This is a genomic window from Photobacterium proteolyticum (assembly GCF_001939735.1).
Classification (GTDB): domain Bacteria; phylum Pseudomonadota; class Gammaproteobacteria; order Enterobacterales; family Vibrionaceae; genus Photobacterium; species Photobacterium proteolyticum.
Genome location: NZ_MJIL01000048.1, coordinates 79,061 through 101,362, shown reverse-complemented (window position 1 = coordinate 101,362; position 22,302 = coordinate 79,061). Strand labels below are relative to the sequence as shown.

At 49.9% G+C, this 22,302-nt stretch carries 19 protein-coding genes and 2 tRNA genes; 16 read left to right on the top strand and 5 right to left on the bottom strand.

All coding sequences use genetic code 11. From position 1 onward, the window contains the following. Positions 1-40 precede the first annotated feature (40 nt). Positions 41-1,450, bottom strand: a complete 1,410-nt coding sequence (gene dacB / locus BIT28_RS04930; RefSeq protein ID WP_075762530.1) for a serine-type D-Ala-D-Ala carboxypeptidase — start codon at positions 1,448-1,450, stop codon at positions 41-43. Between the two features lie 106 nt (positions 1,451-1,556). Further along, the gene (locus BIT28_RS04925; protein ID WP_075762529.1) at positions 1,557-2,564 is read right to left on the bottom strand and encodes a porin; all 1,008 of its coding nucleotides are present in this window, start codon (positions 2,562-2,564) and stop codon (positions 1,557-1,559) included. 483 nt (positions 2,565-3,047) lie between these two features. Between BIT28_RS04925 and greA the strand changes: the two genes are divergently transcribed. Then, positions 3,048-3,521: a transcription elongation factor GreA gene (greA, locus tag BIT28_RS04920; protein ID WP_075762528.1), complete on the top strand. Its 474-nt coding sequence runs from the start codon at positions 3,048-3,050 to the stop codon at positions 3,519-3,521. 110 nt (positions 3,522-3,631) lie between these two features. Here greA and yhbY read toward each other — a convergent pair whose 3' ends face one another. Further along, positions 3,632-3,928, bottom strand: coding sequence for a ribosome assembly RNA-binding protein YhbY (gene yhbY / locus BIT28_RS04915; protein WP_007464838.1), 297 nt, complete (start codon positions 3,926-3,928; stop codon positions 3,632-3,634). Between the two features lie 140 nt (positions 3,929-4,068). On the opposite strand from yhbY, the gene rlmE reads away from it, so the two are divergent. The 15 genes from rlmE (at position 4,069) to nlpI (ending at position 20,250) form a co-directional block, all read left to right on the top strand. Continuing rightward, positions 4,069-4,698, top strand: a complete 630-nt coding sequence (gene rlmE / locus BIT28_RS04910; RefSeq protein WP_075762527.1) for a 23S rRNA (uridine(2552)-2'-O)-methyltransferase RlmE — start codon at positions 4,069-4,071, stop codon at positions 4,696-4,698. A 40-nt stretch (positions 4,699-4,738) separates the two neighbouring features. After that, entirely contained in the window at positions 4,739-6,715 is a 1,977-nt protein-coding gene (gene ftsH, locus BIT28_RS04905; RefSeq protein WP_217696617.1) for an ATP-dependent zinc metalloprotease FtsH, read from the top strand. Between the two features lie 77 nt (positions 6,716-6,792). Then, on the top strand, positions 6,793-7,623 hold the full coding sequence (gene folP, locus BIT28_RS04900) for a dihydropteroate synthase (RefSeq protein WP_075762525.1): 831 nt from the start codon (positions 6,793-6,795) through the stop codon (positions 7,621-7,623). Positions 7,624-7,648: 25 nt separating this feature from the next. Then, positions 7,649-8,986: a phosphoglucosamine mutase gene (glmM, locus tag BIT28_RS04895; protein WP_075762524.1), complete on the top strand. Its 1,338-nt coding sequence runs from the start codon at positions 7,649-7,651 to the stop codon at positions 8,984-8,986. A 201-nt stretch (positions 8,987-9,187) separates the two neighbouring features. Then, positions 9,188-9,520 carry a preprotein translocase subunit SecG gene (secG, locus tag BIT28_RS04890; protein ID WP_075762523.1) on the top strand — a complete coding sequence of 111 codons (333 nt, stop codon included), beginning with the start codon at positions 9,188-9,190 and terminating at the stop codon, positions 9,518-9,520. An 11-nt stretch (positions 9,521-9,531) separates the two neighbouring features. Continuing rightward, positions 9,532-9,616 (top strand) — tRNA-Leu (locus BIT28_RS04885). A gap of 56 nt (positions 9,617-9,672) precedes the next feature. Further along, positions 9,673-9,749: transfer RNA gene (locus BIT28_RS04880), tRNA-Met, on the top strand. Between the two features lie 180 nt (positions 9,750-9,929). Further along, positions 9,930-10,385, top strand: coding sequence for a ribosome maturation factor RimP (gene rimP, locus BIT28_RS04875; RefSeq protein WP_075762522.1), 456 nt, complete (start codon positions 9,930-9,932; stop codon positions 10,383-10,385). A 23-nt stretch (positions 10,386-10,408) separates the two neighbouring features. Continuing rightward, positions 10,409-11,896 carry a transcription termination factor NusA gene (nusA, locus tag BIT28_RS04870; protein WP_075762521.1) on the top strand — a complete coding sequence of 496 codons (1,488 nt, stop codon included), beginning with the start codon at positions 10,409-10,411 and terminating at the stop codon, positions 11,894-11,896. A 25-nt stretch (positions 11,897-11,921) separates the two neighbouring features. Next, a complete protein-coding gene (infB, locus tag BIT28_RS04865) occupies positions 11,922-14,684 on the top strand; it encodes a translation initiation factor IF-2 (RefSeq protein WP_075762520.1) in 2,763 nt (920 codons plus the stop codon). 99 nt (positions 14,685-14,783) lie between these two features. Beyond that, positions 14,784-15,179, top strand: a complete 396-nt coding sequence (rbfA, locus tag BIT28_RS04860) for a 30S ribosome-binding factor RbfA (protein ID WP_075762519.1) — start codon at positions 14,784-14,786, stop codon at positions 15,177-15,179. A 3-nt stretch (positions 15,180-15,182) separates the two neighbouring features. After that, positions 15,183-16,127 (top strand): tRNA pseudouridine(55) synthase TruB, encoded by a 945-nt coding sequence (gene truB, locus BIT28_RS04855; protein ID WP_075762518.1) that lies wholly within the window; start codon positions 15,183-15,185, stop codon positions 16,125-16,127. Positions 16,128-16,451: 324 nt separating this feature from the next. Next, complete coding sequence (gene rpsO, locus BIT28_RS04850) at positions 16,452-16,721, top strand: 30S ribosomal protein S15 (RefSeq protein ID WP_007464817.1); 270 nt, start codon at positions 16,452-16,454, stop codon at positions 16,719-16,721. A 342-nt stretch (positions 16,722-17,063) separates the two neighbouring features. Next, positions 17,064-19,187, top strand: coding sequence for a polyribonucleotide nucleotidyltransferase (gene pnp / locus BIT28_RS04845; RefSeq protein ID WP_075762517.1), 2,124 nt, complete (start codon positions 17,064-17,066; stop codon positions 19,185-19,187). Positions 19,188-19,350: 163 nt separating this feature from the next. Beyond that, the gene (gene nlpI / locus BIT28_RS04840; protein WP_075762516.1) at positions 19,351-20,250 is read left to right on the top strand and encodes a lipoprotein NlpI; all 900 of its coding nucleotides are present in this window, start codon (positions 19,351-19,353) and stop codon (positions 20,248-20,250) included. 81 nt (positions 20,251-20,331) lie between these two features. Here the strand turns inward: nlpI and BIT28_RS04835 are convergent, their stop codons facing one another. Then, positions 20,332-21,207: a U32 family peptidase gene (locus tag BIT28_RS04835; protein ID WP_075762515.1), complete on the bottom strand. Its 876-nt coding sequence runs from the start codon at positions 21,205-21,207 to the stop codon at positions 20,332-20,334. An 11-nt stretch (positions 21,208-21,218) separates the two neighbouring features. Further along, the gene (gene ubiU / locus BIT28_RS04830) at positions 21,219-22,226 is read right to left on the bottom strand and encodes a ubiquinone anaerobic biosynthesis protein UbiU (protein WP_075762514.1); all 1,008 of its coding nucleotides are present in this window, start codon (positions 22,224-22,226) and stop codon (positions 21,219-21,221) included. Between the last annotated feature and the right edge of the window lie 76 nt (positions 22,227-22,302).

Here is a 22,302-nt window from a genome sequence, read left to right as displayed (position 1 = left end):
AGGAGCATTCTTTGTTCTCCTAAAGTATCGAAAAACGCCGTTAGAAACTCTCATATAAGCTTCGATACAGTTCACGCTCAAAATGCTCAATGGGCGGTGCGACTTTCGGAGCCCCTTCTTCAGGTTCTTCAGGGTGATAGTTGGTCACAAACTGGACGAACAGCAACTGCTTGCCAGATTTTGTCGTGATGAGCCCGGCAAGGTTGTAGGTGCCGAACAACGAGCCGCTTTTGGCTGCTATCTTGTCCTGGAGCGGTTGGTGGCGGATACTCTGGCGATAGCGTAAGGTCCCGCTTTTTCCGCTTACCGGCAGTGTGCTGAGCAAGTTGAGCTGCTTGTCATTCTGGTAGAGGTAAGTGATCACTTCCATCATCTGGGCCGCCGAAACCCTGTTATTGCGAGACAGACCGGAACCGTCGACCAGTACGGCCTTGCTTAAATCAATCCCCGCTTTTTCATTCAAGATTGCCTTGATAGCGGCCACACCATTGCTAAAGCTGCCCGGCTGCTTGAAATATTGACCGCCAAGTGTCTTGGCCAGGTTATCTGCGATCAGGTTATCGGAGTCCTTGACCATAGTATCGAGTAACAAAGGCAACGGGTCGGACTGATGGCGGGCTATGCGTTTGCCCCGAGCCGTATCATCACGAACGATTTTACCTTCAAAGCCAATGCCTACACGTTTGAGTTCGCTGCGGATCACTGCCCCGGCATAGAGCTCGGTATTTTGCACTGCGAAGTTAAGCGGCAACGGTTGGCTGCGTTTATGTAAGCACCCACTTAGCTGGTAGGTATTGTTATTATCGGCAACCAGAGTTAAGTCGCAGTAGCGTGCTTTTTGTTGTTCCTTGCTGACAACCACCGCATCAGTCGTGACCCTGACAGGTTGGTGGGCAGGTATATTGACGCGTGTTGTCTGGCCAAGAGCCTTGTTGCTGTATAGAGCACCCTGCACGCAATTATGTTCCAGTGAGATGCTGCTGGCAGGGGCGCTGTAGCAAACCCCGAGAATATCCCAGGGCCACCCAGGCGCCCGCTCATAGCCGCTAAATACAGCCCCATTGAGCACGATGTTTCCTTTTACCGTGTTGATTTTAGCTTTTTTTAGCTGGGCCAGCAGAGCGGCCAGCTGAGGGCGAGACAGGGTCGGATCGCCGCTAAAGCGAACGATAATATCGTCACCGCTGCGCTCAAAATCGGTTGTAAAACGGAAGCTGTCGCCCAGGTAGAGTTTGGCTGCCAGTGCCGTGATGAGCTTTTGGGTACTGGCCGGTGCCTGGAGCTGTTTTTCTCGCTGGGAGTACTTTACCTGGCCGCTAGCCGGGTCGACAACAATCAGGGCTGCATCTTGGCCTCCGGGTAAGTGTTTGATTGCAGGCTGGGGAGAAAAGTTGGCAAGTACAGGCTGGCTAAGCAGCAGGCCTAGCAATAGGGGAAAAACACGGAGCATTAAGTTAATAACCATATGAAAGTCGTTTAACCATCATATCGCAAAAAGGCGCCGACCCGAAGGTCAGCGCCCTTATTAGCATGTAGCCTTGCTAATCCAGTCGGGATTAGAAGTCGTAACGTGCACCCAGTACGAACTCGTCAGATGTCTTCGCTTTAGTAATGCCAACAGTAGAGTCTGTGTCTAGGTTGTTGAACTTGTATGAAGCGTAAGCACGGAAGTTCTTGTTAAAGTAGTGAGTTGCGTCAACAGCGATAGAATCACGTAGATCCTTGTCGTTGTTCGAGTCTTCCAGGTAGTTGTATGTTGCAATGAATACTGTATCGCCCATCGTGTAAGATGCAGCAAATTCGTAACCCTTAGACTCTTCAACGTTCAGGCCGTGTACTTCAGTGTTTTCTGCGTCCTGGTATAGGCCTGCAAAGTAGAAGTCACCGATAGTGTAAGAAATTGCACCGAATGCCTGCTTGCCAGTTTCAGTGTTTAGGGCTGCCTGACCGTCCTGCTCGCCGTAACCCGCACCGAATGCCAGGCCCATGTCCATAGCGTACATTGCAGCAAGAGAGTAGCCGTCAACATCGTAAGTGCCGTTAGCGTTTTCGTTTTCGCCAGTGAACACGTAGTTTGCTTTAACTGTCAGGTTGTTGCCTGAAAGGTCGAAAGAACCAACGTAAGCAAGGTTGTTGCTTGTACGGTCAGCAGCAGCTAGCTTGTTACCCGCTTCGTTACCGTGGAAAGCCATGATATCAGTGAAGTCTGTCAGCATGCCCAGAGAGCCGTCAGTCTTACCGTAGCGAACCTGACCGAACTCGCCGCCAAGACCTGCGTTTAGGTGACGGTTATCGACATCTTCACCATCTTTGTATTCGCCTTCCCAGAAGCCGATACCGTAGATGTCTTCAGTGATATCAGTTTTACCTGCGATGTTTACACGAACACGAGATGCGTCAGTAACTTTGCTGTCACCCGCTTCGTTATCAGCCATTACCATGCGAGCTTCAAAACGGCCGCCTACTGCCAGGCTAGAAGTTTCGTCAGAGTAGACTTCTGCAGCTGTTGCTGCGCCCGAGATTGATGCTGCTGCTACTGCCAAAGCAATCAGTTTCTTGTTCATTGTCGAATCCTTTTGGAATTATTTTGTTGTATGCATGAGAGTGCTAAATGCATGGTGTTCTTTTTACTGGTTATTGCGGGCAGACAGTTAGTAAAAAAAACTGAAAAATACTTTTCCGGAATACTTTTTGGTGTTTTTTGGTTCTAAAAGCCTTTCTTTATCAGGTGTTTATATTTGGTCGGGAAAGTTCTCTACCGAGATGAGCTTTTAGTTGTCTTTAGAAATGATTGATATTTTATTGTGGTACTTATTTTGTAAGTTTGATTATATTTGTGAACTAATCCACATTAAAATGGGTCAGGTTCCTGTAGGAGGAAAAGCCTTATATTACTGGAGACAGTATCTAGGGTGATCTCTTGCTCATCTTTGTTTAAAATGAATTCTGTTCCCTATTAACAATGTTGGTTCAGCATGGAGCTGGACTAGCTTTTTTTTGCCCAAAATAGTGCTAGGTACTATACGGGGTTTGAGGTAAGTAAAGTTATGGATAAGGTTCCAATGACGGTACGCGGCGAGAAGATGCTGCGTGATGAACTGGATGCATTAATGAAGCGCCGTCCTATTATCTCTCAGGCGATTGGTGAGGCTCGTGAGCTGGGCGACCTGAAGGAAAATGCCGAGTATCATGCTGCACGCGAAGAGCAGGGTATCTGTGAAGCGCAGATCCGCGATATCGAATATAAGCTATCGGTGGCTCAGGTGATTGATGTCACCAAGATGGAGAACACCGGAAAGGTTATCTTTGGTGTGACAGTGACGCTGATCGACGTTGATACCGAAGATGAAGTTAAGTACCAGATTGTTGGTGACGATGAAGCTGACATCAAGGCGGGTCGGATCTCGGTTAACTCGCCGATTGCTCGTGGTCTGATTGGCAAAATGCAGGACGATGAAGTGGTCATTACCACGCCTGGTGGTCAAAAAGAGTTCGAAATTGCGGAAGTGTCGTACATCTAATTGACTGTCGCTGTGATTATATTGTTAGTGAATGTAACAACGGGTTGCGGTAGATAGTGGCACTCCATGCCATTACCTGGGTGTAAAAAAGGCCGCGTCGGCGGCCTTTTTTATTTGCGAGGAAGTTCGATTTTACGCTCTTCGCTCGGGCGGTAAAGAACAAGTGTTTTACCGATAACTTGTACTTTTTCTGCTTTCGTTTCACGAACAATTGCATCGACGATCAAAACTTTTGTTTCGCGTTCTTCTGCAGCAACCTTAACCTTGATAAGTTCATGGTGGTCAAGCGCGAGTTCGATTTCGGCCAGAACCGCTTCTGTCAGGCCGTTTGCACCCATAAGGACAACAGGCTTTAGGTTGTGGGCAAGACCCTTCAGGTATTGCTTCTGTTTGGTGCTTAGGTTCATGGAGACTCTATTTTTTGATGATAAGGGTTGAAAACACGGTATTCTAACGCCATCTAGTCTAGAAGACTAATTTGTTTAGTATACGTCACTGTAAAGTGGTCGAGTATACTTTATAAGTACGCTAACTCATTAGGTAAATCATGAGTCGAAAAAAACAATCGGGGAGCTCCGGACGTTGGCTGAAAGAGCATTTTGATGATAAATATGTTCAGGAGGCACAGAAGAAAGGCTACCGTTCTCGCGCTATCTTTAAAATTGAAGAGATTCAAAATAAGGATAAGCTGCTAAAGCCCGGTATGACAGTTGTCGATCTGGGTGCGGCACCTGGGGGCTGGTCTCAGTATGCAGCTGAAGTCGTCGGTGATGAAGGACAGGTGATTGCCTGTGATATTCTGCCTATGGATTCGCTGCCGGGAGTAAGTTTCTTGCAAGGTGATTTCCGTGAAGAGGCTGTGTTGGATGCACTGTTGGATCGTATTCAGCCAGACATGGTTGATGTGGTACTTTCAGATATGGCGCCTAACATGAGCGGCAACTTGGCGTCAGATCAACCTAGAGCAATGTATCTTGTTGAACTAGCATTAGATATGTGTAGGCAAGTACTTGCGCCGAACGGCAGCTTTGCGGTAAAAGTTTTCCAGGGTGAAGGCTTTGACCAGTACCTGGCTGACGTGCGTAGCATGTTCAAAGTGGTTAAAATTCGTAAACCGGATTCGTCACGAGATCGCTCTCGTGAGGTCTATATTGTAGCTACAGGTTACAAACTGTAGTACCCTAAATTCATCTTTAAGTTATCGCGAGGTTAACACCTTGAGTGACATGGCAAAAAACTTGATTTTGTGGTTGGTCATCGCTGTGGTTCTGATGTCTGTATTTCAGAGCTTTGGTCCCGGTGACAGTGCTGGCCGTCAAGTCGACTATACAACCTTTGTCCGTGAAATCGGTCAGGATCAGATAAGGGAAGCGCGATTCAATGATCGTGAGATCACCGTATATAAACGTGATAACACGCGATACGTCACTTATCTGCCTGTCTACAACGATCAAAAGCTATTAGACGACCTTATTAACGCTAATGTGAAGGTGATGGGTACACCACCTGAAGAGCCGAGCCTGCTGGCTTCTATCTTCATCTCCTGGTTCCCAATGCTGCTTCTTATTGGTGTTTGGATTTTCTTCATGCGCCAGATGCAGGGCGGCGGTGGCAAAGGTGCCATGTCGTTCGGTAAGTCTAAAGCACGCATGATGAGTGAAGATCAGATTAAAACGACCTTCAGCGACGTTGCAGGCTGTGACGAAGCCAAAGAAGACGTGAAGGAGCTGGTGGATTACCTGCGTGATCCGAGCCGCTTCCAGAAGTTGGGTGGTAAGATCCCGACGGGTGTTCTTATGGTTGGTCCTCCTGGTACGGGTAAAACCTTGCTGGCTAAAGCGATTGCCGGTGAAGCGAAGGTTCCGTTCTTTACCATTTCGGGTTCTGACTTCGTAGAAATGTTCGTTGGTGTGGGTGCATCCCGTGTCCGTGACATGTTTGAGCAGGCGAAGAAAGCGGCACCTTGTATCATCTTTATCGATGAAATCGATGCTGTCGGCCGTCAGCGTGGTGCTGGTGTCGGTGGTGGTCACGATGAGCGTGAGCAGACGCTTAACCAGATGCTGGTTGAGATGGATGGTTTCGAGGGTAATGAAGGTATCATCGTTATTGCCGCGACTAACCGCCCAGATGTACTGGACCCAGCATTGCTTCGTCCGGGCCGTTTCGACCGTCAGGTTGTGGTTGGTCTGCCGGATGTACGTGGTCGTGAGCAAATCCTGAAAGTGCACATGCGTAAAGTACCGCTGGACGGCGATGTTAAACCATCACTGATTGCACGTGGTACACCGGGTTTCTCTGGTGCCGATTTGGCTAACCTGGTCAACGAGGCTGCCTTGTTTGCGGCTCGCGGCAACAAGCGTACCGTTTCTATGGTGGAATTCGAGCTTGCCAAAGACAAAATCATGATGGGCGCAGAGCGCAAGTCAATGGTGATGACGGACGAGCAGAAAGAGTCAACCGCCTACCATGAGGCTGGTCACGCAATTATCGGTCGCCTGGTACCGGACCATGATCCGGTTTACAAGGTATCGATTATTCCTCGTGGCCGCGCGCTGGGTGTGACTATGTACTTGCCTGAGCAAGACCGAGTCAGCCATTCTCGTGAGTTCCTCGAGTCGATGATTTCGAGCCTATACGGTGGCCGACTGGCGGAAGAGCTTATCTACGGTGTAGATAAAGTGTCGACCGGTGCATCGAATGATATCGAGCGAGCAACTGACATTGCCCGTAAGATGGTGACTCAGTGGGGCTTCTCAGACAAGCTAGGTCCGCTGCTGTATGCTGAAGACGAAGGTGAAGTATTCCTTGGCCGCTCTGTAACACAGACAAAACACATGTCTGATGAAACAGCCCGTGCCATCGATACGGAAGTTCGTGCGCTGATTGATCGTAACTACGAGCGAGCGCGTGAAATTCTGAGCCAGAACATGGACATCATGCATGCGATGAAAGAAGCATTGATGAAGTATGAGACAATCGATGCTGGTCAAATCGATGATTTGATGGCCCGTAAAGCTGAAATCCGTGCGCCGAAAGGCTGGACTGATGAAGGTGATACATTGAAGGCGTCTGATGTCGACTCGGATTCTGATGCGGAAAAGGCTGACACGCCTGCTGAAGAAAAGCCGGTGTCTGATAGTGCTGAAGCACCGAAGACTGAAGATAAAGAAGACGACAAGCCACAAGCGTAATTGTTGTTCTGAAAATGAAACCCCGAGCAGGCTCGGGGTTTTTTTTATTCTGTGGTTTGTAGCAAATGGACACTGTGATGATTCTGACCAGTAAAGACAAAACCCTCGATCTTTCGCACTCCCATGCAATGGGGATCCTCAATGTGACCCCGGACTCATTTTCCGATGGGGGGAAATTTAATCGCCTTGATAATGCGCTTTACCATGTCGAGTCGATGCTGGCTGCCGGAACCAGCATTATTGATATCGGGGGGGAGTCAACCCGTCCGGGTGCTGCCGATGTTGTGCAGAGTGATGAGCTTGATCGGGTCGTTCCGGTGATTGAGGCGATCCGCCAGCGGTTTGACTGCTGGATCTCTATCGATACCAGCAAGGCGCAGGTGATGACCGAGGCGGTTGCAGCAGGTGCAGATCTGATCAATGATGTTCGCGCTCTGCAAGAGCCGGGGGCGATGGCGGCAGCGGCGAAGGCCAATGTGCCGGTTTGCCTGATGCATATGAAGGGGCAGCCGCGTACAATGCAACAGCAACCGACTTATCAAGATGTGATTGCCGATGTCGGCCAGTTCCTCGCCGAGCGGGTCGAGGCATGCGAGGCGGCCGGGATCCGCCGCGAACAGTTGTTGCTGGATCCGGGGTACGGATTCGGTAAAACCCTGGAGCATAATTATCAGTTGCTCGCGCATCTGGATAAATTTCACCAATTTGGTTTACCCCTGCTTGTTGGTATGTCGCGTAAATCAATGATATTTAAGTTACTTGATAAAAAACCTGCCGAATGTATGGCTGGAAGCCTGGCATGTGCAGCCATTGCTGCCATGAAAGGGGCGCAGATTATTCGTGTCCATGACGCACAAGAAACCGTTGATGTCTTGAAAGTGTGTCGGATGACATTAGAGCAGGAATAAAATAAATAATAGCTAGGAGCTGAAAATGGCTGAACGTAAGTTCTTTGGTACCGATGGGATCCGTGGCTTGGTCGGACAGGCCCCAATTACCCCGGACTTTGTCCTGAAACTGGGCTGGGCGGCGGGTCGCGTGTTGTCTAAGCAGGGCACCAAGAAAGTGATCATCGGTAAGGATACCCGTATCTCTGGTTATATGCTGGAGTCGGCACTGGAAGCCGGGTTGGCAGCAGCAGGCCTGCAGGCCGCTTTTACCGGTCCGATGCCTACCCCTGCGGTAGCCTACCTGACACGGACATTTCGCGCCGAGGCCGGTATTGTGATTTCGGCATCGCACAACCCTTATTATGACAACGGGATCAAGTTCTTCTCCTCGGAAGGAACCAAGCTGCCCGACGAGATTGAGCTGGCGATTGAAGAAGAACTGGAAAAGCCGCTGACTTGTGTGGAGTCGGCGATGCTGGGCAAGGCGAAACGAATTGCCGATGCGGCCGGTCGTTATATCGAGTTCTGTAAAGGCACCTTCCCGTCTGAACTGAGCCTGGCCGGTTATAAAATCGTTGTCGACTGTGCCCATGGTGCGACTTACCACATTGCCCCGAATGTGCTTAAAGAGCTGGGTGCCGAGGTGATCACTCTAGGTTGTGAGCCAAATGGTACCAACATCAACGATAAAGTCGGGGCAACGGATGTCGCAGCCCTGCAAGCCAAGGTGCTGGAGGAAAAAGCACACTTTGGTTTTGCCCTTGATGGCGACGGCGACCGGGTTATTATGGTCGACGAGGAAGGCAACAAGGTTGACGGTGACCAGATTGCCTACATTATTGCCCGTGATGCGCTGCGCCGAGGTGAATTGAAAGGCGGGGTTGTCGGTACACTAATGACGAACCTCGGTATGGAAGTGGCGCTGAAAAATCTCGGTATCCCGTTTGTCCGTGCCAAAGTCGGTGACCGTTACGTAATGGAAGAGCTGGTTAAGCAGAACTGGTTGATCGGTGCCGAAAACTCTGGCCATGTGATCATGCTGGATAAAGTGACCACGGGTGACGGCATTGTTGCCGGTCTGCAGGTCATGGCCTCCATTGTCGGTAGCAAGATGTCACTGAAAGAGCTGTGTGACGGAATGACAATGTACCCACAGGTGCTGGAGAATGTCCGTTTCGCCGGTGAGTCCAATCCGCTCGAATCAGATGCGGTATTGTCGGCACAGGCGGCGGTTGAGGCTAAACTGGGTGATAGCGGCCGGGTATTATTGCGCAAGTCGGGCACCGAGCCGTTGATTCGTGTGATGGTTGAAGGCGAAGATGCTGATTTAGTTAAAGAATCTGCATTAGCTATTGCTCAGGCAGTAAAAGATAACTGCTAATTTGATTCACCGGGAACGGTGATTTTATCGTCGGCTTTGCTTAAAACTTGGTCAAGTGATTCACTGATATAGCTTTTTGTTGAAATTTTACTTGTCACAGGTTTAGGCTTTCGCTAGTATGCATTCGCTCCTTGATTGAAGGGGGTGCGCTGGCACTGCTTTAGCAAAGCCGGCACAACAATTTAACCATAGGTGGAACCCATGTACGAAATTCTACTTGTGATTTATCTGTTGGCTGCGCTTGGTGTTATCGGCCTAGTTTTGGTTCAGCAAGGTAAAGGCGCAGATATGGGAGCCTCATTTGGGGCTGGCGCTTCAGGAACATTGTTCGGCGCTAGCGGCTCTGGAAATTTTCTGACCCGAATGACTGCAGTTTGTGCAACTGTTTTCTTTGCAATTAGTCTTGTTCTTGGCAACATGAGTGCTAAGCAAGCGCAGGAAACAAGTGGCTGGGAAGACCTGAGTGCTCCAGCGACTGAGCAAGTTGTAGAAAAAACTGAGAGTGCACCTGTAAACAGTGACATTCCTCAGTAATTAAAGATTTAGCCGAGATGGTGAAATTGGTAGACACGCTAGCATGAGGTGCTAGTGCCGCAAGGTGTAGGGGTTCAAGTCCCCTTCTCGGCACCATTATTCGTTGCTTGAAAGGGCAACATCTGAGCGATATAATCGCCTCAGATTACGGACGCGGGGTGGAGCAGCTTGGTAGCTCGTCGGGCTCATAACCCGAAGGTCGTTGGTTCAAATCCAGCCCCCGCAACCACTTTCCGAAAAAACGACTATCCTATTAAGGAAGTATGTTTTTTCTGTCATAGCCAAGGCTGTGGCAATCAGGGTCCAGTGATAAAAAACCCCGTAATTCGGGGTTTTTTATTATCTGAAAAATGACCATTCAGGTATCTACTGGGCTTTAGTGCCCTTTTTTTGTTTCCAGGGGGTTGTTTTGACAGCTTTAGAGATGCAATTAACCGAACTGCTCGAAGCGCCGGTAACGGCTTTGGGCTATGAACTAGTCGGTTTGGAATTTATCCGTGCAGGCGAGCACTCAACGTTACGTGTTTTCATCGACCATGAAAACGGCATTACGGTTGACGACTGCGCCGAAGTTAGCCGCCAAATCAGCGCGGTAATGGATGTAGAAGATCCTATTACTGTGGCTTACAACCTGGAGGTATCTTCCCCTGGTCTGGAAAGGCCGCTATTCAAAGCTGCACATTACCAGCAATTTATTGGCCACGAGGTCAGCTTGGTATTAAAAATGGCGATGGACAATCGTCGCAAGTGGAAAGGTGACATCATTGCTGTTGAAGGCGAGCTAGTCACTCTGAAAGTTGATGGCAATGAAGAAACATTTGCGCTGAGCAATATTTCCAAAGCCAATCTGGTTCCAAAATTCTAACCGCTAAAATTGGGGCATTAGAAATGAACAAAGAAATCTTGGCTGTCGTTGAAGCGGTATCCAACGAAAAAGCTGTTCCTCGTGAGCGTATCTTCGAAGCGTTAGAGATCGCACTGGCAACAGCGACAAAGAAAAAGCACGAAGCTGAAATCGACGTGCGTGTCGCTATCGATCGTAAAACCGGTGAGTTCGAGACTTTCCGTCGTTGGAAAGCTGTTGAGGAAGTGACTCAGCCGACGCTTGAAATTACCCTAGAAGCGGCTCAGTTCGAAGATGAAAGCATCGAACTTGACGGCTTCGTTGAAGACGAGATCGAGTCTGTTACTTTCGACCGTATCACGACGCAAACCGCGAAGCAGGTTATCGTACAGAAAGTACGTGAAGCAGAGCGAGCGCAAATCGTAGAACAGTTTATCGACAACGAAGGTGAGCTAATCACGGGCGTGGTCAAAAAAGTAAACCGTGATGCTGTTATCATTGACCTGGGTAACAATGCTGAAGCCGTTATCCAGCGTGATGATCAGCTACCGCGCGAAAACTTCCGTCCGGGTGACCGTGTTCGTGGTTTGCTGTATGCTGTTCGCCCTGATGCGCGTGGCTTCCAGCTGTTCATGACCCGTTCTAAGCCTGAGATGCTTTCTGAGCTGTTCCGTATCGAAGTGCCGGAAATCGGTGAAGAGCTTATCGAACTGATGGGTGCAGCTCGCGATCCAGGTTCTCGTGCCAAGATTGCAGTGAAAACCAATGATAAGCGCATCGACCCTGTCGGCGCTTGTGTGGGTATGCGTGGTGCTCGTGTTCAGGCTGTATCTGGTGAACTGGGCGGTGAGCGTATCGACATCGTGCTTTGGGATGAGAACCCGGCACAGTATGTTATCAATGCGATGGCGCCGGCAGAAGTTAGCTCGATCATCGTTGATGAAGACAACCACACTATGGATATTGCTGTCGAGAAGGATAACCTTGCTCAGGCAATCGGCCGTAGTGGCCAGAACGTGCGTCTGGCATCTCAGCTGACCGGCTGGGAACTGAATGTCATGACTGTAGAAGATCTGCAGAAAAAGCATCAGGAAGAAGCACAGGAATCTATCGAGGTGTTTACCAAGCATCTTGATATTGATGAAGACTTCGCGACTGTACTGGTTGAAGAAGGCTTCACTACACTCGAAGAAATCGCTTACGTACCAGTTAACGAGCTGATGGCTGTTGACGGTCTTGATGAAGACATGGTCGACGAACTTCGTAGCCGTGCTAAAGAAGCTCTGACAACGCTTGCTCTTGCTCAAGAAGAGTCTTTTGAAGGTGTTGAACCTGCTGACGACCTGCTTGGTCTTGACGGCCTTGAGCGCGAAATGGCGTTCAAACTGGCTGCGAAAGGTGTAAGCACGCTTGAAGATCTGGCGGATCAGGGTACCGATGACCTGACTGACATCGAAGGTATGGACGAAGCTAAAGCGGGCGAGCTAATCATGGCCGCGCGTAATATTTGCTGGTTCAGCGACGAAGCGTAATTTTAAAAAGCAAGGGAGGAGCAGCATGTCAGAGGTTACAGTTAAAGCATTAGCCGAGGAAATTGGTACTCCGATTGATCGTTTGCTTCAACAGTTTGCCGATGCTGGTATCAGCAAGAAAGCTGAAGAAAGCGTAAGCCAACAAGAAAAGCAGTCGTTGTTGTCTCACCTTAAGAAAGAACATGGTGGCGACAGCACTACTGGCGAGGCTCCTACACGCCTTACTCTGCAGCGCAAGACCCGAAGTACTCTGAGTGTCTCGGGCTCTGGCGGCAAGAATAAAAGTGTTCAGGTAGAGGTGCGCAAAAAGCGCACCTATGTAAAACGTTCTGCCCTTGAAGAAGAGCAGCGCGTAGCTGAAGATGCGAAACGCCAAGCTGAAGAAGCGGCTCAGCGTGAAGCTGAAGAAGCCGCTAAGCGCGCAGCCGAAGAAGCTGCCAAGCGTGAAGCAGAAGAGCAGGCGAAACGTGAAGCTGAAGAAACAGCTAAGCGTGCCGCTGAAGAAAAGCGCTTAGCTGAAGAGAAAGCTAAGCAAAATGCAGGACATAAGGCCAATCGTGACGCTGAGGACAAGCTGGATCGTGACGCTGAGGACAAGCGTTTAGCTGACGAAAAGGCTAAGCGCGCCGCCGCTGACCAACAGGCTAAGAAAGAAGCTGAGGCGCTACAACGTCGCAGGGAAGAGGAAGCCAAGCGTAAAGCCGAAGAAGAGAGTCAGCGCCAGCTAGAAGAGGCACGCAAAATGGCAGAACAGAACGAGAAAAACTGGTCGAAACCTGATCAGGCGACAACGAGCATGGAAAAATCAGATTACCATACAACAACTTCTAGCTACGCTCGCGCAGCTGAAGATGAAGCCGATCGCAAAGAAGAAGGCGGTCGTCGTAAGAAGAAAAAACCTGCTGCGAAAGCTGATGACCGTAACAAAGGTCGTGGCTCTCGTAACCAGCGTGGTCGCGGTGGTAAGAAAAAGTCTCAGGTTAATGCACCTACATCGATGCAGCATGGCTTTGACAAAACAGCAACCGTTGCTAAATCTGACGTAGTGATCGGTGAAACCATTGTTGTTTCTGAACTGGCGAGCAAAATGTCAGTGAAAGCGACAGAAATCATCAAAGTGATGATGAAAATGGGCGCTATGGTTACCATCAACCAGGTAATCGACCAGGAAACAGCACAGCTAGTTGCTGAAGAAATGGGTCACAAAGTTATTCTTCGTAAAGAGAATGAACTTGAAGAAGCGATCATGTCTGATCGTGACGAGAATGCCGCGACTGAATCTCGTGCTCCTGTTGTAACTATCATGGGCCACGTTGACCATGGTAAGACATCAACACTGGATTACATTCGTCAAGCACACGTTGCTTCTGGCGAAGCCGGCGGTATTACCCAGCATATCGGTGCATACCACGTTGAAACTGGCAACGGTATGATTACCTTCCTTGATACTCCTGGACACGCCGCGTTTACCGCTATGCGTGCTCGTGGTGCTCAGGCGACGGATATCGTTGTACTGGTTGTTGCTGCAGATGATGGCGTTATGCCACAAACAATTGAAGCAATCCAGCACGCAAAAGCGGCCGGTGTACCTCTGATTGTTGCTGTAAACAAGATCGATAAAGAAGACGCTAACCCAGACAACGTGAAGAACGAACTGGCACAGTACGATGTTATCCCTGAAGAGTGGGGCGGTGAGAACATGTTTGTTCACATCTCTGCGAAGCAAGGTACTAACATTGACGGTCTGCTAGAAGCTATCCTGCTTCAGTCTGAAATTCTTGAACTGACTGCAGTTAAAGAAGGTATGGCGAGCGGTGTGGTTGTTGAATCTCGCCTTGATAAGGGCCGTGGTCCGGTTGCAACCATTCTGGTTCAGTCAGGTACGCTACGCAAGGGCGATATCGTTCTTTGTGGTCTAGAGCATGGCCGTGTTCGTGCTATGCGTGATGAGCTTGGTCAAGACATCGAGTCTGCTGGCCCGTCTATCCCGGTAGAGATCTTAGGTCTTTCTGGTGTACCTTCTTCTGGTGACGAAGCAACCGTTGTTCGTGACGAGCGTAAAGCACGTGAAGTTGCACTTTACCGTCAGGGTAAATTCCGCGATGTTAAACTGGCTCGCCAGCAGAAAGCGAAACTTGAAAACATGTTCTCTAACATGACTGCAGGTGACGTTGCTGAGTTGAACGTTGTACTAAAAGCTGATGTACAGGGTTCTATCGAAGCGATTGCTGATTCACTGGTTAAACTGTCTACCGATGAAGTTAAAGTGAATATCGTCGGTTCTGGTGTTGGTGGTATTACCGAGACTGATGCAGTACTTGCTGCAGCATCTAACGCTATCGTACTTGGTTTCAACGTTCGTGCTGATGTTCCGGCTCGTCGTATTGTTGAGAACGAGAACCTGGATCTGCGTTACTACTCAATCATCTACCAGCTGATTGACGAAGTGAAAGCGGCAATGGGCGGTATGCTATCTCCTGAGTTCAAGCAGGAAATCATCGGTCTTGCAGAAGTTCGCGATGTGTTCAAGTCACCTAAGATCGGCGCAATTGCTGGTTGTATGGTTACTGAAGGTATCATCAAGCGTAACAACCCTATCCGTGTTCTACGTGATAATGTTGTAATCTACGAAGGTGAGCTAGAATCGCTACGTCGCTTCAAAGACGACGTGAACGAAGTTAAGAACGGCTACGAGTGTGGTATCGGCGTTAAGAACTACAATGATGTTCGCGTTGGTGACCAGATCGAAGTTTACGAAATTGTTGAAATCCAGCGTACTCTTGATTAATTACTCAAGACAACAAGCTGTTTTATAACAACTAATCTTATGGGGAGCTTCGGCTCCCCATTCTTTCAAGAGCTAAATTCTTAGAGAGAGAAAACGAATATGGCAAAAGAATTCAGCCGTACCCAGCGAGTTGCACAGCAGCTGCAAAAAGAGCTGGCGGTGATCCTGCAGCGCGAAATCAAAGATCCGCGCATCGCAATGGCAACCATCTCGAGTGTCGATGTATCACGCGATATGGGCTACGCAAAAGTGTACGTGACATTTTTGACCGTGGGTGAGCAAACTCCTGAGGACAGCCTGGAAGCACTGCGCGAACTGGCTCCTTATATCCGCTCGCTACTGGGCAAGCAGATCCGTCTGCGCGTTACCCCTGAGCTTAACTTCATCTTCGACAAGTCACTGACCGAAGGTATGCGTATTTCTAACCTGGTCAGCAAGGCTGTCCGTGATGATGAAGATCGTCGCGGTGATGACGCTGAAGAAGGCGAGGAGTAATCCATGGCACGTCGTCGTAAGGGGCGTCCGGTCGACGGGGTTATCCTCCTCGACAAACCAACCGGACTTAGCTCGAACGATACGCTGCAGAAAGTAAAGCGTATCTTCTTCGCGCAGAAAGCGGGGCATACCGGGGCACTTGATCCATTGGCAACCGGTATGCTGCCAATCTGCTTTGGTGAAGCGACGAAGTTTTCCCAGTTCCTGCTCGACTCGGACAAGCGCTATCGCGTTGTGGCCAAGTTAGGTGAACGTACTGATACCTCGGATTCTGACGGTGAAGTCGTTCAGACTCGCGAGGTGAAAGTGGACCGTGGTCAGCTAGAGCGTTGCATTGCCAAGTTCCGCGGCACAACCGATCAAATTCCATCGATGTACTCGGCCCTGAAATACCAGGGGCGTAAGCTGTATGAATACGCCCGCGAAGGGATCGAGGTGCCTCGTGAGTCTCGCAAGATCACCGTGTATTCTGTCGAGCTTCTCCGCTTTGACAACAACGAAGTCGAAATGGAGCTGCATGTATCAAAAGGGACCTACATCCGCACGATTGTTGATGATCTGGGCGAGATGCTAGGTTGCGGTGCCCATGTGACCTATCTGCGTCGTACTGGGGTGTCCAACTATCCGATGGATCGCATTGTGACGTTGGAGCAGCTACAGGCATTGCTGGATCAGGCCAAGGAGCAGGACATTGCGCCAAGCGAGCTGCTTGACCCGTTGCTGCTGCCGACTGACAGTGCGGTACAGGACTTGCCGGAAGTCAATATATTGCCAGCACTGGCGGTGTATATCCTGAACGGTAATCCGGTGCAGGCTGGCCGTGTTCCCGAGACGGGGACCTTGGCTCGCATTACGGTTGGCGAACAGCGTGAGTTTATCGGTGTCGGTGTTATCGACGAAGATGGCATGCTGGCGCCGAAGCGTGTGATGGCGAACAAGCAAGACTAAGGGACGAGAACCTAGAAGCTAGTTCCTAGAAAAAGCGGAAAGCGCGGGTTCTAGGTAGCTAGGTCCTAGGAAAAAGCTTCCCTGAGGTTTGGTATTTAAGAGCAGAATATTTGATAAGAATATTCTGCTCTTTCATATCTATCAGCAGGACCCGACTCTCCTCGCATCTCGCCACTATAAACCCGAAACTCGCCACTTACGCGACTTATTTGAATCTTTCCTTGTAGTCATGCAGGGCTACACGTATAATTCGCGGCTCGGGTGTCGGCTGAATCAGAGATTGGCTGGCACAAATTTAGAAACACTTTGTATTAGGAATGAGTTATGTCTCTGAATGCAGAAACTAAAGCAGCAATCGTTGCTGAATACGCGCAAGGCGCAAACGACACTGGTTCTCCTGAAGTTCAGGTTGCACTGCTAACAGCACAAATCAACCACCTTCAAGGTCACTTTGCTAACCACAAACACGACCACCACAGCCGTCGCGGTCTGCTACGTATGGTTTCTCGTCGTCGTAAGCTTCTAGACTACCTTAAAGGTAAGAACCTAGATCGCTACCAAGACCTAATCAAGCGTCTAGGCCTACGTCGCTAAGATTGCTTTGAGAAAGGAGCCTGATGGCTCCTTTCTTTTTTATTGTTCGTTAATACTCCTCTCTACCGTCTCATCCGATACCTGCATCGTCACTGCTGATTGAATGATCCTGTAGCGAGTTGATTGATGAACCATCACTGATATTTTACACCGTGAGTTCGCGAGTCGTTTTCGTCGACCTTCAGGTCGCGGCTAATGACAGTTCTTCTAGTCATAGAGAATTTTCATTAGTCGCGATACGTGAAATCACCGTAAAGTGTCTTTCATCACATGACGCTTTTCCTTGTGTCAGATATACTTAACGACGCAAATAGAAAGCGGAATATAATTAAGGAAATTCACGTGAATCCTATCGTAAAGACTTTCCAGTACGGTAACCACACGGTTACTATCGAAACTGGTGTTATGGCACGTCAAGCAACTGCTGCTGTAATGGTAAGCATGGATGACACATCTGTGTTTGTATCTGTAGTTGGTAAAAAAACAGCAGTAGAAGGCCAAGACTTCTTCCCACTGACTGTTAACTACCAAGAACGTACTTACGCGGCTGGTAAAATCCCAGGTGGCTTCTTCAAGCGCGAAGGCCGTCCATCTGAAGGCGAAACGCTGACTGCACGTCTGATTGACCGTCCAATCCGTCCGCTATTCCCAGATGATTTCAAAAACGAAGTGCAGGTTATTGCGACTGTTGTTTCTGTAAACCCAGATGTAAGCCCAGATATCGTTACTATGATTGGTACGTCTGCGGCACTGGCTATTTCTGGTATTCCATTCAATGGTCCTATCGGTGCTGCACGTGTTGGTTACGTTAACGATCAGTTCGTTCTTAACCCAAGCAATACTGAACTAGAAGAAAGCCGTCTAGATCTTGTTGTTGCCGGTACGGAAGGTGCGGTTCTGATGGTTGAATCAGAAGCTGACCGTCTGTCTGAAGAGCAGATGCTACAAGCTGTAGTATTTGGTCACGACCAGCAGCAAACAGTAATCAATGCCATCAACGAGTTCGCAGCAGAAGTTGCTACGCCTGCATGGGATTGGACTGCACCTGAAGTCAACACTGAGCTAAAAGCACGTGTTGCCGAGAAAGCAGAAGCACGTCTGTCTGAGGCGTACCAAATTACTGAAAAAATGTCTCGCTACGAGCAAGTTGGCGCGATCAAGAATGACGTTGTTGAAGCTCTGCTTGCAGAAGACGAGACACTGGAAGAGCGCGAAATTCGCGACATGCTGAGCTCTCTTGAGAAGAACGTTGTGCGTAGCCGCATTATCGCCGGCAACCCGCGTATTGACGGCCGTGAAAAAGACATGGTTCGTGCACTAGATGTACGTACTGGTGTACTTCCTCGTACTCACGGTTCATCTCTGTTCACTCGTGGTGAAACTCAGGCACTGGTTACCGCGACACTGGGTACCCAGCGTGATGCGCAAATCATCGATGGCCTAACTGGCGAGAAGAAAGATCACTTCCTTCTACACTACAACTTCCCTCCATACTGTGTTGGTGAAACGGGTTTTGTAGGTTCGCCTAAGCGTCGTGAAATTGGTCACGGTAAGCTGGCTAAGCGTGGTATTGCAGCGGTAATGCCATCTGTTGACGAATTCCCGTACACAGTACGTGTGGTTTCTGAAATCACTGAATCAAACGGTTCATCTTCAATGGCGTCTGTTTGTGGTACTTCTCTGGCTCTTATGGATGCTGGTGTGCCAATCAAAGCGTCTGTTGCTGGTATCGCAATGGGTCTTGTGAAAGAAGGCGATGATTTCGTAGTTCTTTCTGACATCCTGGGTGATGAAGACCACCTTGGTGACATGGACTTTAAAGTAGCAGGTACTGACGATGGTATCACTGCGCTGCAGATGGATATCAAGATTGAAGGTATCACTAAAGAAATCATGCAGATCGCTCTAAACCAGGCGAAAGGTGCGCGTAAGCACATCCTGAGCGTGATGGACGATGCAATCGGCACGCACCGTGAAGATATCTCTGAGTTTGCTCCTCGCATCCACACGTTGAAGATCAATCCAGAGAAGATCAAAGACGTTATCGGTAAAGGTGGTGCGGTTATCCGTGCACTAACTGAAGAGACTGGCACTACGATTGAAATCGAAGATGACGGTACAGTGAAGATTGCTGCGACTGAAGGGACTGCTGCGAAAGAAGCAATCCGTCGCATCGAAGAAATCACTGCCGACGTTGAAGTTGGTCGTATCTATACCGGTAAGGTTATGCGTATCGTTGACTTCGGTGCGTTTGTATCTGTTATCGGTACGAAGGAAGGTCTGGTACACATTTCTCAAATCGCTCAGGAGCGTATCGAGAAGGTTGCCGATCACCTACAGATGGGCCAGGAAGTGAAGGTTAAAGTACTTGAAATTGACCGTCAGGGCCGTATCCGTCTAAGCATGAAAGAAGCAGCCGCCGAGCAAGCGCCGGCAGCCGCTCAAGACGAAAAGCCAGAAGCTTAAGTCTTTCTTCTAAAAGCATGTTATAAAGGGGGCTCTTCAGCCCCTTTTTTATACTCATGAGTTACTTAGGCGGGTATTCGGCATCGATCGATAGCCGCCTTATTTGTACTGATGGTATAAGCTAGTAAGAAGACTCGTCAGTTTCACCTCAGGGAGAATTGCATTGATTGCAAACAGGTTAACAATCGCATGCGTTGCGATGATTATGGTGTTGGCTGGCTGTACGGCAGCCCCTCAGTCAAACTGGACCAATCCGCCGCTGGCGGTACCGTTCCAGCCAACGATTCAACAGCAGATCCAGCTGGCTCGTATTGATCAGTTACTAAAACGCAATGATCTTAATGACGACACCCTGGCACAGGTCTACTACGAGCGCGGTTTGTTGCACGACAGCATTGGTTTGCGTGATCTTGCCCGCCTTGACTTTAACCAGTCGCTGTCGCTTAAGCCTGATCAACCTGATGTTTTTAATATTCTGGGTGTGTATTTCACTCAAAGTGCGCACTTTGATGCGGCCTATGAGGCGTTTGATTCTACGCTCGAGCTGAACATCAGCCACCCGTTTGCTCAGCGCAACCGGGGCATTGCCCTATATTACGGCGGGCGCTACGAGCTGGCCCATGAAGATCTCATTGCCCACTACCAGCAGAATGTGAACGACCCCTACCGGGTGATTTGGCTGTACCTCGTTGACCTGGAACGAGAGCCTGAGACGGCCAAAGATAAGCTGAAACGCCGCTATGACGTTAGCGACAAGCAGGACTGGGGATGGCAAATTGTCAGGATGTATGTCGGCGAGCTGACCGAGAGCGAGCTGCTTGCACAGATCACCGCCGAAAGTGAAGACAACGACATGCTGGCCCAGCGCTTGACCGAAGCGTATTTCTACATGGCCAAGCTGTATCATTATAACAAAGATTTCCAGGCTGCGTTGATGCTGTATAAACTGGCGCTTGCCGGCAATGTCTACGAGTTTGTCGAGCACCGGTTCTCGCTGCTGGAGCTAAGCCGCCTGATGGCAGAAGCAAGTGTCGAGCAGCCAGTTGCCGCTGGTGATAGCTAAGGCGAAGCCTAGGTGAAAAAGACAAAGAAAAGCCGCGTCATCAGACGCGGCTTTTTTGTTTGGGTCATAACGGCATGGACATTATGCGATATCGAGTCCGGCCAGGTTATGCCAGTAACCGTTGCACTGGTGGCCGCCTGCCAGTTTGTGCTGCGTGGCGCCTTGTTCGTTGCTGCGGAAGGTGTCAATAAGCGGCAGGGTCTCGTTGCCTAGCGGGCTGAGACGTACCACATCGACCAGGTTATCCATGCTCTTGAGATCGTTGATCAGGTTATAGCAGTAGCCTGACTGGGTCTGGATACCGTTAAGGGTAAAGACCTTCTGCGACTCCTGGCTGTTGACGGTGATCCCGGTTGGATACTTGATGCAGCAGGTTTCGCAATCGTCCTTGGCACGGTCCTCGGCACGGGCGGTAAAGCAACGGGCCGAGTAGGCCAGCGGCAGGTAGCCGTAGCTGAAAACCTCGGTCTCGAACTGATCACGAATGCCCATTTTCTCGCACTCGTTAACTACATTCTGGAGCCAGTCACGGGACAGCTCGACAGGCATACACCAGCGAACCATGCCTTTTTTCAGGAACAGGTTCAGGGTCTGGGCATTGTAGCAGTTGACTGCCGGCCCAACGACAAACGGTATGCCTTTCTCGTGCGCCATCTGAATGGCGGAGACATCGTTGGCCTCGATGATGAAGTCGCCGTTATCAATGTACTTTTTCATTACATTGACTTCGCTTGGCGCCTCCAGCAGTGCCATGGTCGACAGCACGACCTGCTTGCCCGTAGCCGAGATATCTCTGGCGATATCAAGCCAATGGGCCGGGCGCATTTCACGACGCTTGGAGCAGACTGTCTCACCCAGGTAGACAATATCGGTATTGGTTTCTTTGACCTGCTGGTAGAAGCTCTCGACATCCGGCTTGGACCAGAAGTAAAGGAGCGGGCCTAGAGAATATTTCATCATGTTTTCCTTTATTGCCACTTGCGGTGATACGCGCCGAGGGTCGTCTGTTTGCCTTCGGACACGTTGCCCAGGCAGGCGTTCCACGCCGGATCGACGCTGTAGCCTTCCGGATCAGCCAGATAGCGATCGATAGCCGCGCGCCAGGTACGGGTTACCTGCTCGACATAGGCAGGGCTGCGCTGGCGGCCTTCAATTTTCACCGAGGCAATATTGGCTTTGAACAGTTCTGGCAGGATCTCCAGGGTATTGAGGCTGGTTGGCTCTTCCAGCGCGTGATAGCGTCTGCTCTCGCCCTCGAAGTCCACTTCGAAGCGTCCCTTGCACAAGGTAGGGTAGCCGGCGTTCTCACCTGCTTCGTAACGGTCGATCAACACGTCGTTGAGGCGAGATTCCAGCCCTTGTGGGGTTTCCTGCCAGCGGACAAATTTCGCCGGTGAGCAGGCGCCGACGGTATTCGGCGACTCGCCGGTCATGTAGGAGGACAGGTAGCAGCGTCCCTCAGACATGATGCAGAGGCTCCCGAAGGCAAACACTTCAAGCTGCATATCGGTGTTGCGGGCCAGCTGTTTTACCTGGTGGATAGACAGCACGCGGGGCAGCACGACACGCTTGACGTTGAAGTTCTGCTGGTAGAAATCGATCGCGGCGGTATTGGTTGCCGATGCTTGTACTGAGAGGTGCAGCTCAAGGTCCGGGTAGGTGGTTGCCGCGTAGTCCAGTACCGCTATATCAGCCACAATCAGGGCATCTACCCCCATCGCAGCAGCATTGTCGACGGCACGTTTCCAGCGCTCGAAGCCGTCCGGGTGAGCGAAGGTGTTGAGCGCAACATGCAGTTTGCGGTTGTGATCTTTCACATACTGCACGGCTTTTTCGAGTTTTCTGCCTGTAAAATTTAGACCTGCAAAGTGGCGGGCATTGGTGTCATCCTTAAAGCCGATATACACGGCATCCGCACCGTTATCAATGGCAGTTTTCAGCGCCGGAAGGTTACCGGCGGGGCAAAGTAGCTCCATATTATTATTTCTACCAGTGTGGGAATAAAAGTGATGGAGCAAATAGTAGGGGGCTTAGTGCCCCCTTGTTTTGATG